Genomic DNA, 17,747 nt, shown 5'->3' on the forward strand with positions numbered 1-17,747 from the left:
GTGGCACCTGCGGTTTTCGCCGGTGTCGGCGTCGCTTCCCGGTGGAAGAAGGAGGGGATGCCCGGTGTGAGTGAGGAAGTGACAGGGATCGTCCGGCGCGGGCTGCGCGATCCGGCGGTGGTGCAGACGGTGCGTGCGACGGTGGCGGCGACCCTCGCCTATGTCGTCGCGCTGCAGGTGAGCAGCGAGCCGGCACCGCTGACCGCGCCGCTCACCGCCCTGCTCGTCGTGCAGGTCACCCTGTACGCCACCCTCACCACCGGCGTCCGCCGGGTGAACTCGGTCGTGGTGGGCGTGGTGATCGCCATCGGGTTCAGCTCGGTGATGGGGCTGAGCTGGTGGAGCCTGGGGCTGATCATCCTGGCCGCGCTGACCATCGGGCGTTTCGTGCGGGTGGACGAGTTCGTCAACGAGGTCGCGATCAGCGCGATGCTGGTGCTCGGGGTGACCAGGCTGGCCTCCCAGGCCTGGGACCGGGTGCTGGAGACGCTGGTCGGGGCGGTGGTCGGGCTGCTCTTCAACCTGGTGTTCGCCCCGCCGGTGTGGGTGGACACGGCCGGCGAGTCGATCGAGGACCTGGCCCGCCGCGCCCGCCACCTGCTGCTGCGGATCGGTGAGGAACTCGGCGAGCCGATCCCGGTCGCGCGCGCCGCCGAGCGGCTGCACGAGGCCCGCCGGCTCGACCAGGCGATCGCGGACGTGGACGCGGCGCTGCGCCAGGCCGAGGACAGCCTGCGGCTGAACCCGCGGATCACCGAGGGCCGGCTCTCGCGGATAGTGCTGCGCACCGGGCTGGACACCCTGGAGATCTGCGTGGTCGTGGTCCGGGTGCTGGCCCGCTCGCTGACCGACCTGGCCAAGCGGCGCGAGGTGGGCGAACGCCTCTTCCCGCCCGAGGTCGCCGTGGAGCTGGAGGAGCTGCTGGAGCACATCGGCAACGCCCTGGTCAGCTTCGCGGTCCTGGTGACCACGCAGGTCAGCAGTGACGCGCAGCAGGCCGAGAACCGGCTGGCCGAGGAGCTGACCGCGGCCTGGGCCAGCCGGGACCGGGTCGCCCAGCTGCTGCTGCGGCGCGTCCAGGAGCACCCCAAGGCCTGGCAGCTGCACGGCTCGCTGCTGGCCGAGGTCGACCGGATCCTCGACGAGCTGGACCTGGACCACCGCTCGCGGCGCCTGATGGAGGAGCTGGACCGGGCCTCGGCGGCCGACCGGGAGCGGTTCTCCCGGTTCGGCCGGCTGCGTCGGCTGATCCGCGGCGAGCGGGTGGGCCGGGACGGGCGTGCGCGGCGCCGTCGTGAGAAGGCGAAGCGCTCCGGTGACGAGCAGGTCAGCCGCGTTTGACGTCAGCCGCGTTTGACGTCAGCCGCGTTTGACGGCCACGCCGCCGTACATCGCGATGTCCTGGTCGCGCACCGGGGCCGCGCCCGGGTCCGGCCGCCACTGGTGGACCAGGGCCACCCCGGGGTCGAGCAGCTCGTAGCCGTCGAAGAAGGCGGTCGCCTCCGCCTTGTCCCGGACCTGGAGCGGGATGCCGCGCGCGTTGTACTCGCGGCTGACCCCGCCCACGCCCACCGGGTCGGTGTCGCCGGTGAAGACGGTCAGGGCGAGGAAGCTGCCCGGGGCGAGCTGGTCCATGAGCCGGCGCACGATGCCCTGCGGGTCGTCCCGGTCGAGCACGAAGTGCACGATCGCGATCAGTGACAGTGCCACCGGGCGGCTCAGGTCCAGCACCTCGCGCAGCTGCGCCGAGCCGATGATCGAGTCGACGTCGCGCAGGTCGGCGTCCAGGTAGCAGGTGCGGCCCTGCGGGGTGCTCGACATCAGGGCCCGCGCGTGGGTCAGCACGATCGGGTCGTTGTCGACGTAGGCGACCCGCGTCTCGGGGGCGATGGCCTGGGCGATCTCGTGCACGTTGGGCGAGGTGGGGATGCCGGTGCCGATGTCCAGGAACTGGCGGACCCCGTACTGCTCGGTCAGGTGGCGCACGGCGCGCTGCATGAAGGTGCGGGTGGTCCGCATCGAGACGGGCAGGGCCGGCCAGGCCTCGACCGAGGCGTGGGCGGCCACCCGGTCCGCCTCGAAGTTGGTCTTGCCGCCGATGAGGTAGTCGTAGACCCGGGCCGAATGCGGGACCTCCATCCGCAGATCGACGGCCGGTCGGTCGTCATCCTCCGGCTTGTGCCTCATCCAGTCCGTGTCCGACATCCTCGGCCTCTTCTCGTGGTCGTGTCGGGACAGAGTAACGGCCGTTCCGGCCTGCCGCGGCCTGAAGATGAAAGATCGTCATGGTGGTTCGTCGCCTCCGATTCATCTGCCGTACAGGGAAGTTGTCCAGCCAAGTTCCCTGCCGCTGCACGACCTTTCTCGGTAGTCCTCCACCGCGAAGAAAGGTCCCCGGATGTCCCCGATCTCCCGCCGCGCCCTGCTCGGTTCAGCCGCCGCCATCGGTGCGGGCAGCGCGCTCGGCGTGCTCCCAGGGTCGGTGCGCCGAGCCATGGCCGCGAGCACCGGGAGCGGTTCGCTCTCCTCGGTCAAGCACGTCGTGATCCTGATGCAGGAGAACCGCTCCTTCGACCACTACTACGGCACCCTGTCGGGGGTGCGCGGCTACGCCGACACCTCGCTGCTGCGTTTCCCGAAGGGCTCCAACGTCTGGAGCCAGAACACCAAGGGCTCGGCCGGCGGCGGCAGCATCCTGCTGCCCTGGCACCTGAACACCGCACTGACGGACGCCCAGCAGGTGGAGGACCTCGACCACTCGTGGAGCGGCACCCACGGTGCCTGGAACGGCGGTCTGAACAACAACTGGATCCCGGAGAAGACCGGGTACACCATGGGCTACTACACCCGCACCGACCTGCCGTACCACTACGCGCTGGCCGACGCCTTCACCATCTGCGACCAGTACTTCTGCTCGGTCCAGGGCCCGACCAACCCGAACCGGCTCTACCAGTGGACCGGCATGGTCGACCCGAACGGCACCGGCGGCGGGCCGGTCACCGACAACAGCGAGGCCGGCTACTCCTGGACCACCTACCCCGAGATGCTGCAGGACGCCGGCGTCTCCTGGCGGGTCTACCAGGAGGCCGACAACTACGACGACAACCCGCTCGCCTGGTTCACCCAGTTCAAGAACGCCGCGACCAACGACCCGCTGTACGTCAACGGCATGGCCCGGGTGGCGAACATCGCCTCGGCGATCAGTGCGGACATCGCGGCCGGCACCTTCCCGACCGTCTCGTGGGTGGTGGCGCCGACCGCGCAGTGCGAGCACCCGGCCAACCGCCCGGCCGACGGCGCGGACTTCGTCAACGGCGTGCTGTCGGCCATCGCGGGCGACCAGGCCACCTGGGACTCCACCGTCGTCTTCTACAACTTCGACGAGAACGACGGCTTCTTCGACCACGTCGCCCCGCCCACCGCGCCCTCCGGCACCGCCGACGAGTACATCAGCGGCCTGCCGATCGGCATGGGCCCGCGGGTGCCGATGACGGTGATCTCGCCCTGGTCCACCGGCGGACGGGTCTGCTCGCAGACCTTCGACCACACCTCGCCGCTGCGCTTCGCCGAGCTGGTCACGGGTGTGACCTGCAGCAACATCTCCGCCTGGCGGCGCTCGGTGAGCGGCGACCTGACCAGCGCGTTCAGCTTCGGGGCGAGCCCGGTCGCGTTTCCCACCAACCTGCCGAACACCGCCGCGCTGGTCACCGCCGCGAACAACGAGGAGAGCCTGCCCGCGCCCAAGGTGCCCAGCGCGGGCGCGCTGCCCGGCCAGGAGTCCGGCGACCGGCCCGCGCAGGCGCTCGGCTACGTCTTCGACACCACCTCCTGGACCGACACCTCGACCGGCCGGATCTGGTTCAAGACCGTCTCCGGCGGTCCGCTGGGCGGCGCCTTCACGGCCTACACCGTCAACGACCGGACCTACGCCGCCTGGCCCTACACCTGCGCGGCCGGCGGCTCGATCTCCGACTACTTCTCCGCCAAGACCTACGGCGGCGGCCCCTACGACATCGACCTGCACGGCCCCGACGGCTACCTGCGCGGCTTCCAGGGCAATGTGCTGACCTGGTCGAACAGTGCCAAGGCGCACCCCGAGGCGGCCGTGGTGGACGGGCGGGACGGCGCCACGCTGACCCTGACGCTGACCAACGCGGGCTCCGTCGCCGCCGTCTTCACCGTCAACGCCAACGCCGCCTACCTGGCCGGCTCCGGCTCGGCGACGCAGGTGACCGTCGCGGCGGGCGGCTCGGTGACCCGCACGCTGTCCGCCACCGCGGCGGGCCGTTACGACTACACGGTCACCGCCAACACCGGCGACGGCTTCGCCCGCCGCTTCGCCGGCCGGCTGTACGCGCAGTAGTCGCCGCCCGGCGGTCCATCACCGGCTGTGAGCCGACCGGGACTTCGCGCCCGGTCGGCTCGCGGTCTGCCCGTCTTCCCTGCTGAAGAGGGGTTTGCCCGACAACCCGTTCGTCTAAAGTACTCAGGTCAGATCCCGACACCAGGTGACCTGAGAAGGAATAACGGATATGCCGACTGAGACGTTCGAGTTTCAGGTGGAAGCGCGCCAGCTTCTGCAGATGATGATCCACTCGATCTACTCGAACAAGGACGTGTTCCTGCGTGAACTCGTCTCCAACTCCTCCGACGCGCTCGACAAGCTGCGGCTGGAGGCCCTGCGGGACGGCTCGCTCGACGCGGACGTGTCCGATCTGCACATCGAGATCGAGGCCGACAAGCAGGACCGGACGCTGACCGTGCGGGACAACGGCATCGGCATGTCGCACGATGAGGTGGTCCAGCTCATCGGCACGATCGCCAACTCCGGTACCGCGAAGTTCCTCAAGGAGCTCAAGGAGGCCGAGAACGCCGCCACCGCCGAGGGCCTGATCGGGCAGTTCGGCGTCGGCTTCTACTCCAGCTTCATGGTGGCCGACGAGGTCACGCTGGTGACCCGGCGCGCGGGCGAGGGCCAGGGCACCCGCTGGTCGTCGACCGGCGAGGGCACCTACACCGTCGAGACCGTCGAGGACGCCCCGCAGGGCACCTCGGTCACCCTGCGGCTCAAGCCGGAGGACACCGAGGACAAGCTCTACGACTACACCTCGCCCTGGAAGATCCGGGAACTCGTCAAGCGCTACTCGGACTTCATCACCTGGCCGATCCGGATGGCCGTGGAGCAGCCGGCGGCGCCCGCCGCCGACGCGCAGGGCGAGGACGGCGAGGCGTCGGCCGACCAGGCGCAGGCCCCGGCCGAGCCCGAGACGCTGAACTCGATGAAGGCGCTGTGGGCGCGTTCGCGCGACGAGGTCACCGACGACGAGTACCACGAGCTGTACAAGCACATCAGCCACGACTGGAACGACCCGCTGGAGGTCATCCGGCTCCAGGCCGAGGGCACCTTCGAGTACCAGGCGCTGCTGTTCATCCCGGCGCACGCGCCGCAGGACCTGTTCATGCAGGGCTACCAGCGCGGCATCCAGCTCTATGTGAAGCGCGTCTTCATCATGGACGACTGCGAGGCGCTGATGCCGCCCTACCTGCGCTTCGTCAAGGGCGTGGTGGACGCGCAGGACCTGTCGCTCAACGTCTCGCGCGAGATCCTGCAGCAGGACCGGCAGATCCAGCTGATGCACCGCCGCCTGGCCAAGAAGGTGCTCTCCACGGTCAAGGACCTGATGTCCGCCCACCCGGAGCGCTACGCCACCTTCTGGCAGGAGTTCGGCCGGGTCGTCAAGGAGGGCCTGCTCAGCGACTTCGACAACCGCGACGCGATCCTCGGCGTCTCCTCCTTCGCCACGACGCACGCCGCCGACGGCGAGGACGGCAAGGAGCAGCCCACCACGCTGGCCCAGTACGTCGAGCGGATGAAGGAGGGCCAGGAGCACATCTTCTACCTCACCGGCGAGTCCCGGCAGGCCATCGAGAACTCCCCGCACATGGAGGCGTTCCGGGCCAAGGGCATCGAGGTGCTGCTGCTCACCGACCCGGTCGACGAGGTGTGGGTCGAGGCGGTGCCGGCGTTCGACGGCAAGGAGTTCCGCTCGGTGGCCAAGGGCGAGGTCGACCTCGGCACCGAGGAGGAGAAGAAGGAGGCCGAGACCGAGCGCGGCAAGCAGCAGGAGGAGTACGCGGGTCTGCTCTCCTGGATGTCGCAGCAGCTGGGCGACACGGTCAAGGAGGTGCGCCTCTCCTCGCGCCTGACCGTCTCGCCGGCCTGCATCGTCTCGGACGCGGGCGACGTCGCCCCGGCGCTGGCGAACATGTACCGCGCGATGGGGCAGCCGATCCCCGAGAGCAAGCGGATCCTCGAACTCAACCCGACGCACGCGCTGGTCAGCGGCCTCAACCGGGCGCACGCCGGTCGCGCGGAGGGCACCGAGGAGGCTTCGCTCGCCGAGGCGGCCGAACTCGTCTACGGCATGGCCCTGCTGGCCGAGGGCGGCGAGCTGAGCGACCCGTCGCGGTTCGTCAAGCTGATGGCCGACCGCCTGGAGCGTACGCTCTAGTCCGGCGGCCGGCGTGGGCCACGGTCGCGCGATCGCGCGGTCGTGGCCCACGCGCGTAGCGGCGCCGTCCTTCCGCGCTGTCGCCCTGCGCTGTCGCCCTGCGCCGTCAGACCCAGTCGCGGCGCTTGAAGGTCACGTAGAGCACCACCGAGAGCACGATCATGATGACGGTGGAGGCCCAGAAGCCGGCCTGGGTGCCGAAGCCCGGGTAGGGGACGTTCTGGCCGTAGAAGCCGGTGACGGCGGTGGGCACGGCGATGATCGCGGCCCAGCTGGTGACCTTCTTCATGATCATGTTCATCCGGTTGCCCTGGACCGTCAGGTTGGTCTCCATCACCGTGGTGACCAGGTCGCGCAGGGACTCGGTCCACTCGGTGGCGCGCAGCACGTGGTCGTAGACGTCCTGGTAGTACGGCATCATCGGCTCGTTGACCACGTGGACGTCGCGCCGCAGCAGGGAGTTGACCACCTCGCGCATCGGCAGCACCACGCGGCGCAGCTTGACCAGGCTCTTGCGCAGCTCGTAGGAGGTGCGCTGGACCTCCTGGATCTGCTCGGGGCTGTCCTCGAAGAGCAGGTCCTCCAGGTTCTCGATCCGCTCGTCCAGCACCTGGACGGCCTTGAAGTGGCTGTCGACCAGGTAGTCCAGCAGCCCGTGCACCAGGAAGCCCACGCCGTGTTCGGCCAGCTCCGGGGTGTTGTCCCAGCGCTCGACGACGTGGTCCATGTCGCAGTGCCGACCCTTGCGGATGGTGATCAGGGCGTTGGGCGTGATGAAGGCGGCGACCTCGCCGACGCTGAAGGCGGCGGTGTCGGGGTCAAGGCAGACCGCGTAGGCGGAGAGGAAGAGGTGCGTGCGGTAGCGGTCGAGCTTGGGGCGCTGGTGGTCGTTGCGGGCGTCCTCGACGGCGAGGGCGTGCAGGCCGAACTCCTCGATGATCGTCTCGAAGTCGGCGGACTCCGGGTCGTGCACGTCCAGCCAGACCGTGGATTCGGGGTCCCCTATGTAGTCGGAGATCTCCTCGGCGGGGAAGCCCTCCAGTTTCAGGGTGCCGTTGCGGTACAGCCGGGTGCGCATCATGGCGGACACCCTAGCCGTGCTGCCAACACCGCTCGCACCGGCCCGGTGGGGCACCGTGGCCGCCCGGGATCTCGGGACACCGGGGGCGATTCGTATTAAAAACTGATGATCCATAAGATGCGCCCTGTGACGATCACCAAACGACGATGGCCGGCCCGTCCGGCCGCCCTGTCGGCAGCCCTGCTGACGGTGGCCTTCTCGGTCCTGGGCGGCGGCCTGCCCGCCCAGGCCGACGCCCCGACGCCCACCGCCAGTGCGCCGACCACCACCGAAGCGCCCAAGGTCGACCTCATCCTCGACGTCAGCGGCTCCATGGGGACCGCCGACATCGAGGGCCGGAGCCGGATCTCGGTGGCCCAGCAGTCCATCGACGAGGTGATCGACGCGCTGCCGCCCGAGGCCGAGTTCGGCATCCGGACGCTGGGCGCGACCTACCCGGTGAGCGACAAGACGGACGGCTGCAAGGACACCAAGGTCCTCTACCCGGTCGGCAGGACCGACAAGGTCGAGGCCAAGACCGCCGTCGCCACCCTGCGCCCCACCGGCTGGACCCCGATCGGCCTGGCCCTGCAGGGCGCGGCACAGGACCTGGGCACCGGGCAGGCCACCCGCCGCGTGGTGCTGATCACCGACGGCGAGGACGACTGCGCCCCGCCGGACCCGTGCGACGTGGCCCGCCAGCTGGCCGCCCAGGGCACCCACCTGGTGGTGGACACGCTGGGCCTGGCCCACGACGACCAGGTCCGCCAGCAGTTGCTCTGCATCGCCAACGCCACCGGCGGCACCTACACCGACGTGCGCACCCAGCAGCAGCTCACCCAGCGGGTCCAGCAACTGGTCCAGAAGTCGGACACCAGTTACCGGGCGACACCCGCCAACGTCTCGGGCTCCGACAGCTGCGCCGGCGCCCCGCTGCTCACCCCCGGCGTCTACGCCGACCGGGAGAAGTTCTCCGAGCACCGCTACTACCGCGTCTCGGTCAAGCCCGGCCAGGAGCTGCGCGCCTCGGTGAGCGTCACCCCCGACCGCGCGGTGGCCCGCGACTACGGCGTACTGCTGCAGGCCAGCGACGCCTCCGGCCAGGAACTCGTGCGCGGTTCGGACGCGGGCAGCGGGCGCACCGACGTCGCCTCCACCGGGGTGCGCTGGTCCGCCGGTGACTCGCCCAGCGCCACCGCCACGCCGACCGGCGGCTCCACGGGGAGCACGGGGAGCACGGCCGACGCGAGCGCCGGTCAGATCGTCTGCCTGACCGTGAGCAACTCCTTCGCCGCGCAGCCCGGCGTGCAGACCGACCCCGGTCTGCCGCTGGAGCTGACGGTGGACGTCGTGAAGGCCTCGCCCGCGCCGGCCGGCCCGGCACTGGGCCTGGGCCGCGGCTGGATCATGCTGCTGGTGCTCACCGGGGCGGGGCTGGTCACCGGCCTGCTCTGGGGCTGGATCGCCCGGTGGCGGATCTCTGTCTGGCGGGAGAACTGACGATGCGTGGCACCTACTTGACCACCCTGTCCGCTGCTCGGGTCGTTGCGCGGGGTACCGCGGTGGCCGCTGTCGCCGCCCTGGCACTCGGCGCGCCCGCGGCCCGGGCGGCCTCGCCCTCGGCGCAGCCGTCCTCCTCGGCGGGCGGTGCGGCGGCGGTGACCAGCTCCGGCACCTCCTTCCTGACCGCCACCACGCTGGCCGCGGGCCAGTCGGCCCAGGTCACCGCCTCCACCGGCGACTACCTGTACTGGGCGTTCGCCGCCTCGGCCGGCCAGACCGACACCGTCAAGGTCGACGTCACCCTGCCGCCGTCCGCCCAGCGGCACGGCTCGCAGACCTGGACGGTGGACCTCTTCGACGGCCTGCGCCGTCGCCAGGCCTGCACCGCCGGACCGCAGAACGGCACCGCTGACCAGAACACCGGCTCGGTCTCGATGAGTTGCACGCTGCGGCAGATCCGCTCCTGGGCCGAGCCCTGGTCCGGTGACCCGCTGCCCGGCACCTACTACGTCCGGCTCTCCGTCTCCGACGTGCAGCAGCCGGACCTCGGGCTGGCCGCCCAGGTGAACCTCCAGGTCGGCTCGGAAGGCGGGGCGGACGACGCCCAGCCGGAGGGCGGCGACCTGAAGGCACCGCTGGTGCCCCCGGTCAACCCCGGTGCGACCGCCGCCCCGGGCGCCACGAACGCCCCGAGCCCGACCCCGGCGGCCACCGCCGCCGCCACGCCCGGCGGCGCCCTGGTCGCGGCACCGACCGCGCCGAAGAGCCACTGGTACTCCGGCCTCTTCTCCGGCTGGAACACCCGCTGGTTCTGGACCCTGGGCGGCGCCGCCCTCGCCTCCCTGGCCGGCGTCGGCGGCTACACCCTCACCCGCCACCCCCGCGGCCGCCGCCCCTGGCCCCCGCGCCCGCCCCACCCCCACGGCGACCTCTCCTGACCCGCCCCACCCCCACCCCGGGCCCGGCGCGCCACGGCGCACCGGGCCCGGGGTCTTTCGTGCCCCAGAGCGGCCCAGAGCGGGGAACGCGGTGTCCGATTGCCGCCAGCGCCGGGGGTGGCGGTTCGCGGAGAGTGGGGTCGTTGGATCATCTCCGGTGGAAGGCAAGAGACATGCATGTGGTCCCAGGACTGAAGGTGCTGTACTTCGGGACTCCCGTGGTGCTGGTCGGTACCCGCAACGAGGACGGGTCGGCGAACCTCGCGCCGATCTCGTCCGCGTTCTGGCTGGGGCAGTCCGGCATGATCGGGATGGGCAACGGGAGCCAGACGGTGGCGAATCTGCTGCGCGAGCGCGAGTGCGTGCTCAACCTGCCGTCCGCTTCGATGGTCGACGCGGTCGACCGGATCGCGCTCACCACGGGGAACCCGGTGGTGGAGGAGTACCGGGTGCAGCAGGGCTACCGCCACGTGCGCGACAAGTTCGCACTGGCAGGCCTGACCGAGCAGGCGGCCGAGCTGGTACGGGCGCCACGGGTGGCGCAGTGCCCGATCCAACTGGAGTGCCGCGTCGTGGCCGTGCACCCCTTCGGCGAGGTCGGGCCCAACGTCTCCGCGTTCCAGGTGGAGGTCCTGCGCGCCCACGTCGAGGAGGAGTTGGTGATCCCGGGCACGCAGTACGTGGATCCGGTGGGCTGGGACCCGCTCATCATGAAGTTCTGCGAGTTCTTCGGCGGCGGAGCGAACCTGCGCCCCTCGCGCCTGGCGGAGGGCTGGCAGATGCCGCACCAGCTGGGGGAGCGTGCTGGACACATCCGGGTGTAGGGATCCTGCTGGCACGGTCGGATCAGGCGGACGGGTGAGTTGACCTGGATGGGTGGAGGCCTGGACCATCGGGCCGGCGGGTCGTCAGCTCCTTCGGCTGTTCGGAGCGCGCGCCACGCCCGCGGGGGCACCCCGTAGGCGGCGCGGAAGGCGCGGCTGAAGTGGGCCGGGTTGACGAACCCCCAGCGCTGGGCGACCGCTGACACCGTCGGTGCGGTGCGGCTGCGCCGGGCCAGGTCGCGGGCGCAGGCCTCCAAGCGGCGTTGCTGGATGAGCCGGCTCACCGTGGTGCTCTCGCCTTCGAAGAGGCGGTGCAGGTAGCGCACCGAGATGTGATGGGCGCCGGCGATGGTCTCCGGTGAGAGTTCCGGGTCGCCCAGGTGGTGGTCGATGTGCTCCTGTACCCGTTGGACGAGATGGCCGTCCCGGGTGTGCGGGTCGGTGGCCGCCCCGGTGAGCTGGGCGACGAGCGTGCCGAGCAGGTCGGTGACGCTGCCGGCCAGCCGATCGCCGACGGAGGCCGGGTAGGAGTGCGCGCAGGCGGCGAGGGTGTCGAGGAAGGGCAGCAGGACGGCTCCGAGCCCCTCGGCGGAGGTGACGGCCGTCCCCGCCACCTGCCGGATGTCCTGCTCCGCCACCCCCAGCAGCCTGCGCGGTACTTGGAGCAGGTGGGTGCTGAAGCGCTCCGGGTAGTCGAAGGCGTACGGCCGAGTGGTGTCGTACAGCACGAGACTGCCCGCCGGTACCGGTGCCCGGCGCCCTTCCTGCGCCAGTACGGCGCGGCCGGACACCTGTACCGCCACCCCGACCTGCGCCTCGGCCTGCGGGGACCGTGCGATCAACGAGGCGCTGCGGCTCACCCGGGTCGCGTCCGCTTCCAGCGTGGACACCCGCAGGTATCCCAGCCGGTGCGACACCAGGCGGCCCTCGAACGGCCGGTCGGCCAGCGGCACCACCTCCACCGGTACCAGCGTCCGCGACACCGCCGCTCCCCAGAACCCCGCCTTTTCCGCATCCGGGACCGCATCGGTCGTTACCAGCAAGCTCACCTGACTGCCCCTCTCGGCTGTACCCCTGCGGAGTCAGCCTGGTCTGCGGGTCGTCCGGCGCTCTAAGTCATCTGACTGTCGGTCGGCAGGATGAGGGCGGTGTGCGCTGTCGGACCGGACGCAGTGCACGGGCAGGACAGGAATCGCCGGCCGCCTTCGGTTTCAGCAGGCGTCGAGGGCATGGGCGACAGCAGCCCGCGAGGTGATGCCGAGCTTGGGGAAGATCTTGTAGAGGTGCGCCGCGACGGTGCGCGGCGACAGGCGGAGGGCTTGGCCGATCTCCTTGTTGCTCAGGCCGGTGGCGGCGAGCCTGGCGATGCGCAGCTCCTGGGCGGTCAGCTCCGCGGGCGAACTGCGCGGTGCCGGGGCCACCGGGTTTCCCGCGGCCCGCAGTTCCTCCTCGGCGCGCTGCGCCCAGGGGTCGGCCTGGAGCCCGCGGAAGGCGTGGTGCGCCGCACGCAGGAGGTCCCGGGCTTCGGCGCGATGCCGGCGGCGGAGCCACGAGCCGTGGGCCAGCCGCAGGCGCGCGAGTTCGAAGACCCACCGCTCGGCGCCCGGCACGGCGTACGCCGCGCGGTAGGCGGCATCGGCCTCGTCCTCGTCCGCGGTCAGGGCGGCGGCCGCGGCCAGCAGGAAGGCGTGGCGGCCGGATATCTCCGCGGACCCTTCGGCCCGTACGGCGGCGACGTGCGCCCGAGCCTCCCGGCACCGACCCGTGTGCACGGCGGCCTCGGCCAGGTCGAAGACCAGGGTGTGGAGCCAGGGAAGGCCCTTGGGCGGACGGCCGGGTGGTGTGATGTCGGCGAAGTGCGCGTATGCCTGCTCGTGGTGCCCGTGGGCCAGGGCGATCAGGCCCCGCAGATGGGTCAGCCGCTCCAGCACGAACCGCATCCGGGCCTGCGCGGCCACCGGCCTGATGAGCCGCTCTATCTCGCGGAACCGCGCCTCGTCGCCGCGGCCGGCCAGGAAGTGGGCGTAGTAGTGGCGGAAGACCAGCGCGTTGCAGTGGTAGCCGAGGTCCTCCGCGGTCTCGGCCTCCCGCAGGCAGACGGATGCCAGGTCCCAGCGGCCGCGGAGGAAGTCCTGATGGCACTTGGCCTTCGCCACCGAGCCCTGGGTGGCATAGCCGTGCAGCCCGGTGAAGCGTCGCCACAGGTCGTCGTCGGCACTGTCGATCGCCGAGGTGGTCCACAGCAGGAGCCAGGCAGCTCCCGCCTCCTGCTCCTCGTTCATCCCGTCGACCACGGCGCGCAGCTCCTCGGCCAGGCCGGCGGCCGGATCGGTCCAGGCCCGGTAGCAGAGCCGACCGGCGTCGGACGTGCGCTCCCGGTGCCGCTCCAGGGCCGCCCACGCACGGGGGTCGTCGGTGTAGGTGGCGGCGAGCAGGAGTTTGAAGTAGACCTGCTCGGCCAGTCCGCCGAAGGACGGGGCGCCGGGCGCTGTCAGGGCGTCGAGGGCCGCCGGCAGCAGCGTGGCCGAGGACTCGAAGCCGATCCGGTGGCTCTGGTCGACGTACACCACCGCGTACGCGAACAGCGGGGTGATGTCCGGCGGCACCGGGGAGCTCTTCAGCTCCTCCACCAAGGCCGCGGTGTGGCGCAGTTGGCCGCCGCGGGCCGCCATCACGGCGGCCCAGGTGAGCCTGCGGGCCCGCTCGGCGGGGTCGGCGCTGAGCGCGGCGGCCCGGTCGAGCAGGAGCGCTCCTTCCGCGTCGCCGCCACGCCGGGCGAGCCGGCTGCCGGCCTCCTGCAAGCGGCCCGCGAGCGCCTCGTCCAGCAGCAGCGCAGCCGATGCCTCATGGACCAGGCGACGGGCGTCGTCCGGTGCGAGGAACCCGGCCAGCACGCGGTGGGCCTCACGCCGCGCGGACTCCGACGCGCACGAGATCACGGCTGTGCGAACCAGCGGGTGCCGGAAGACCAGCCGTCCGGCCGGGTCCAGCCGGGCGAGGCCGTCGGCCTCGATCCTGTCCAGGGCCTCCTCCGCCCCATCGCCGACCGCTTCGCACAGCCATGCCCCGCTGCCGCCGTCGGTGCCCGTGGCGAGCGCCGCCAGAAGGAGGAGGCGACTGGCGGCGGGAGTCAGTGATTCCAGTCGTTCGGCGAACATCCGCTCCAACCGCCGCCCCAGCGGAAGCCGATCGGGCAGCGGGACGATGCCCCGCTGCTGCTCACCGGGCAGCTGGCGCGGCAGTTCCACGAGTGCCAGCGGGTTGCCCGCCGCCTCGTCGAGGAGCCGCTCCGCTGCCGTGGTGGCCAGCTCCGGGAAGCGGTGCAGCAACAGTGCCGCCGCGTCCGGGCGGGACAGTGCCTGTAGCTCGACAGGCTCCGTCGGCCACGCCTCTGCCGCCGCACCCTCCGGACGACTCGCGCCGATGATCACCAGCGGCAGCTCCGCGCAGCGCCGTCGGAGGAAGGCGAACACGGTTGCGCTCGACGAGTCGATCCAGTGCAGATCGTCCAGGACGAGCAGCAGCGGGCTGGTGCGCGCGGCCTCGGCGAGCAGCGCGAGCGAGGCGGCCCCGACGGCGAATCCGCTCGGCGGGGTTCCGGCGCGGCCGCCGAAAGCGCTCTCCAGCGCGTCCCGCTGGTGGGAGGTCAGGGCTGTGGAACGTTGCAGCAGCGGCCAGAGGGCCTGGTGCAGGGCGCCGAAGGCGAACTCCGTCTCCGCTTCGGCGCCGACCGCCCGCAGCACGGCGAAGCCGTGCTCGCGCGCCCGGTGCCCGGCCCACTCCAGCAGAGCGCTCTTGCCGATGCCGGCCTCGCCGCGCAACAGGACGGCCGAGCCGCCCCCGCCGTCGGCGGCCCGCTCGATGGCCGCCTCCAGCAGATCTGTCTCCCGCTGCCGCCCGAGCAGGGCCGACCCCTGCGTCTCGCGCTGCATCCTCGTCCTCCGGGTCAGCCACCTTCCCGGAAGCGGTCCGCACCCGCTCTCCGGACGCTGTCACACGGTGCTCGTCGGAGCTCGTTCGCCCAGCAATCGCCCGTCACCGGGCACCACGTAGGTTAGCGTCCGCCGGGACCGTGCGCCGCCGCCTTGGCCCGCAGGGTGGTGGCTTCGGGGTGGCCGAGGCCGGTCAGCAGGTCCGCGGCGCGCTGCCAGGCGGCTCGGGCGCCGGCCGGGTCGCCGAGGGCGAGCCGGGTGTCGGCGAGATGGTCGAGTACTTCGGCCTCGTTCACCTGGTCGCTCGCCTCGCGGTAGCCGTCGAGTGCGTGCTCGAAGCATTCGACGGCCCGCGGGAAGTGGCCGAGGTGGTGGTGCGCGTAGCCGATGCTGTCCCAGGTGGCGGCCTCGGCGCGGTGGTTGGCGGTCGCCTGGAGGAGTGGCAGGGCCTGCTCGCAGCTCTGGATGGCCTGCTCGTACTCGCCGAGCAGCGCGTGGTACCAGCCGACGGCGTTGAGTTCCCGGGCGATGTGGTTGTCGCTGCCCAGGACCCGGTAGACGGCCAGCGCCTGCTGGGCATACTCCAGGGCTTCCCGGTGGCGTCCCTGACGGCCCCGCACCCAGCCGGCGCTGCGCAGGACGGTGGCCCGCGGTGTCGCCGGAAGGGCGGGTACCTCGGCCAGGAGCGGGATCAGCAGCTCGTCGGCCTGGGCGAAGCGGCCGGTCTGGGCGTAGGCGCGGGCCAGGCCGAGCCGCCCCTCGAGGACCTCGCGGACCGGGCTCACGGTGGCGGGTGCGCCGAGAGCGATCCGCAGGATCTCGATCTCGTCCTGCGACCAGCCCTGCTGGTAGGTGTAGAGGTAGCTGGCGTACGCCAGGCTCCAGATCCGGCGCAGCTGACCCTCGTCGTGGACCGAGCGGAGCAGCGTCAGGATGGTGCGGTACTCGGCCGCGTACCAGGCCATGCCGGTCGGCCGGTCCGCGAACTCGAGCACCACGGCGCCCGGCAGTGCGGCCTGAAGCTCCCTGAGCTCAGGGCGAGTGGAGATCGCGCTGCCTGCGGCGACCGCGCAGTGTCCGAAGTGGTCGAGCAGCCGTCCCAGCGCCGAGGGGCGGTCGTCGTCGGGCTCGGCGGGCAGCCCGGCGGCGTAGGCGCGCAGCAGGTCGTGCAGGGTGTAGCAGTCGCGGGCGTGCTCGCTCAGCATGTTGGCCTCGCAGAGCTCCTGGGCCAACGTGCGTGTCCGGGCCACCGGAAGGCCCGCCACGCTCGCGGCGGAGGCGAGCGAGATCTCCGGGCCCGGATGGACGGCGAGCAGCCGGAAGAGCCGGGCCGACGAGGGGCTCAGCGCCCGGTAGGACCAGGCGAAGACCGACCGCAGGTCGGTGTCCGGGTCGCCCAGTTCCAGCGCGGCCAGCTGCCGGCCCGCGAGGTCGCCGGCCACGTCGGCCAGCGTCAGCCCCGGGCTGATGGCCAGTCGGGCCGCGGCTATCGACAGCGCCAGGGGCAGACCGCCGCAGGTCGCCAGGACGGATTCCACCGCCGCGGGTTCGGCCGCCAGCCGCTGCGGGCCGAGGCGGTTGGCCAGCAGCTCGCGGGCCTGAGCCGGTGCCAGCCGGTCCACGGAGACCACCCGGGCGCCTTCGCGCACCACCAGCGAGCTCAGCCGGTTGCGGCTGGTCACCAGCACCAGGCAGCCGGGGGCGCCCGGAAGAAGCCACCGGACCTGCTCCGCGTCGCGGGCGTTGTCCAGCACCAGCAGCAGTCGCCGCCCGGCCACCGCGGCGCGGAACCGGGCGGCCCGCAGGGGGAGATCCTCCGCCGACTCCTCGGCGGGTTCTCCGAGCGCGACCAGCAGCATCGCCAGCGCTTCGCCGGGATCCACGGGCCGAGCGCCCGGATCGAAGCCGCGCAGGTTCAGGTAGAGGCGCCCGTCCGGGAACTGCCGGGCCACCCGGCGCGCCCAGTGCACGGCCAGCGCGGTCTTGCCCACACCGCCCATCCCGGCCAGGGCCGTGAGCACCACCGTCGTGCCGGGGCCGACGTCGGCCATGGCCTGCTCCAACGCGTCGGTCAGTTCGGGGCGTTCGGTGAAGCCGGCGACCGGTAGCGGCAGGGTGTCGGGTCCATGGCCCGGCGCAGGGGGTGGCGGACCGGCGGGCCCGGTGCGGGGCGCGGACAAGGCCGGCTCGCGCAGCGCCCGCTCGTACGCGGCCCGGAGCACCTCGGAGGGGTCGACGCCCAGTTCCTCGGCCAGTCGGACGCGGATCTCCTCGAAGAGGGTGAGCGCCTCGGCCCGGCGCCCCGCCGCGACCAGTCCCCGGACCAGCGCCGCGTGCAGGGGCTCGTCCCAGGGGGCGTCCGCCGCGACCTCGCGGACGGCGGCCAGCACCGACGCGGCGTCACCCGCCTCGGTGGCCGCGGCCATCGCCTCCGCCGCGGCGGCGATCCGGGCCCGCTCCATGGCCGCGAAAGGGGGTCGCGTCAACGCCGCCGGATCCAACCCGGCCAGCAGCGGCCGCCGGACCAACTCCGCGAGCTCGCGCCAACAGGCGGGCGCCTGCGGCCCGCCGGCCCGGCCGCGCGCCAGGAGGTCGTCGAAGAACGCGGCCTCGCTTTCGGCGGCCGAGGTGTCGAGCCGGTAGCCGGAGGGAGCGGCCAGCAGCCGGCTTCCCGCTGTGCGCGGGGCCAGGGCAGGCTCCAGGAGCCGGCGCAGGTTGCCGATGTGGCGGTGCAGCTGGTTCACGGCGGTGGACGGCGGGTGTTCCCCCCACACGGCGTCGACCAGCGCGGACGTGCTGAGGGTGCCGCCCCGGGCCACCACGAGGGCCGCCAGCACCGTGTGCCGGTGCGGCGGGCCCACGGTCACCTCCGTGCCGTCCCGCCAGAGTCGAAGCCCCCCGAAGATCTGAAGCCGTACCTGCCCATCCATCGGACGTAGGCTATCCGGCGGGTCCGCCCGGGGCCAAAGGCGCCGGCG

Annotated in this window: 10 protein-coding genes and 1 pseudogene; 6 read left to right on the forward strand and 5 right to left on the reverse strand. The window is 72.2% G+C overall.

Translation table 11 applies throughout. The annotated features are described in order from the left end of the window. Window positions 1–57 precede the first annotated feature (57 nt). Window positions 58–1,341 carry an FUSC family protein gene (locus tag OG294_RS35800; protein WP_327070727.1) on the forward strand — a complete coding sequence of 428 codons (1,284 nt, stop codon included), beginning with the start codon at window positions 58–60 and terminating at the stop codon, window positions 1,339–1,341. A gap of 18 nt (window positions 1,342–1,359) precedes the next feature. Here OG294_RS35800 and OG294_RS35805 read toward each other — a convergent pair whose 3' ends face one another. Next, a complete protein-coding gene (locus OG294_RS35805; RefSeq protein ID WP_327070728.1) occupies window positions 1,360–2,187 on the reverse strand; it encodes an SAM-dependent methyltransferase in 828 nt (275 codons plus the stop codon). 211 nt (window positions 2,188–2,398) lie between these two features. Here OG294_RS35805 and OG294_RS35810 point away from each other — a divergent pair, with 211 nt between their 5' ends. After that, complete coding sequence (locus OG294_RS35810) at window positions 2,399–4,363, forward strand: phosphocholine-specific phospholipase C (protein WP_327070729.1); 1,965 nt, start codon at window positions 2,399–2,401, stop codon at window positions 4,361–4,363. Window positions 4,364–4,532: 169 nt separating this feature from the next. Beyond that, window positions 4,533–6,512 carry a molecular chaperone HtpG gene (gene htpG, locus OG294_RS35815; protein ID WP_327070730.1) on the forward strand — a complete coding sequence of 660 codons (1,980 nt, stop codon included), beginning with the start codon at window positions 4,533–4,535 and terminating at the stop codon, window positions 6,510–6,512. Window positions 6,513–6,618: 106 nt separating this feature from the next. Here the strand turns inward: htpG and OG294_RS35820 are convergent, their stop codons facing one another. Beyond that, entirely contained in the window at window positions 6,619–7,593 is a 975-nt protein-coding gene (locus tag OG294_RS35820) for a magnesium transporter CorA family protein (protein WP_327070731.1), read from the reverse strand. A gap of 117 nt (window positions 7,594–7,710) precedes the next feature. Between OG294_RS35820 and OG294_RS35825 the strand changes: the two genes are divergently transcribed. The 3 genes from OG294_RS35825 (at window position 7,711) to OG294_RS35835 (ending at window position 10,837) form a co-directional block, all read left to right on the forward strand. Then, on the forward strand, window positions 7,711–9,072 hold the full coding sequence (locus OG294_RS35825) for a VWA domain-containing protein (protein WP_442789283.1): 1,362 nt from the start codon (window positions 7,711–7,713) through the stop codon (window positions 9,070–9,072). 2 nt (window positions 9,073–9,074) lie between these two features. Further along, window positions 9,075–10,013 (forward strand): peptidase, encoded by a 939-nt coding sequence (locus tag OG294_RS35830; RefSeq protein ID WP_327070733.1) that lies wholly within the window; start codon window positions 9,075–9,077, stop codon window positions 10,011–10,013. 173 nt (window positions 10,014–10,186) lie between these two features. Continuing rightward, window positions 10,187–10,837: a flavin reductase family protein gene (locus tag OG294_RS35835; protein WP_327070734.1), complete on the forward strand. Its 651-nt coding sequence runs from the start codon at window positions 10,187–10,189 to the stop codon at window positions 10,835–10,837. A gap of 83 nt (window positions 10,838–10,920) precedes the next feature. On the opposite strand, the pseudogene OG294_RS35840 reads toward OG294_RS35835, so the two are convergent. From OG294_RS35840 to OG294_RS35850, 3 genes and pseudogenes are all read right to left on the reverse strand, one after another. Beyond that, window positions 10,921–11,886: pseudogene (locus tag OG294_RS35840) on the reverse strand (helix-turn-helix domain-containing protein); the annotation flags it as partial. 162 nt (window positions 11,887–12,048) lie between these two features. Beyond that, window positions 12,049–14,769 (reverse strand): BREX system ATP-binding domain-containing protein, encoded by a 2,721-nt coding sequence (locus OG294_RS35845; RefSeq protein WP_327070735.1) that lies wholly within the window; start codon window positions 14,767–14,769, stop codon window positions 12,049–12,051. A 122-nt stretch (window positions 14,770–14,891) separates the two neighbouring features. Then, entirely contained in the window at window positions 14,892–17,699 is a 2,808-nt protein-coding gene (locus OG294_RS35850; RefSeq protein WP_327070736.1) for an AfsR/SARP family transcriptional regulator, read from the reverse strand. Window positions 17,700–17,747 lie beyond the last annotated feature (48 nt).

Origin of the sequence: Kitasatospora sp. NBC_01302 (assembly GCF_035976515.1) — a bacterium.
Taxonomy (GTDB): Bacteria; Actinomycetota; Actinomycetes; order Streptomycetales; family Streptomycetaceae; genus Kitasatospora.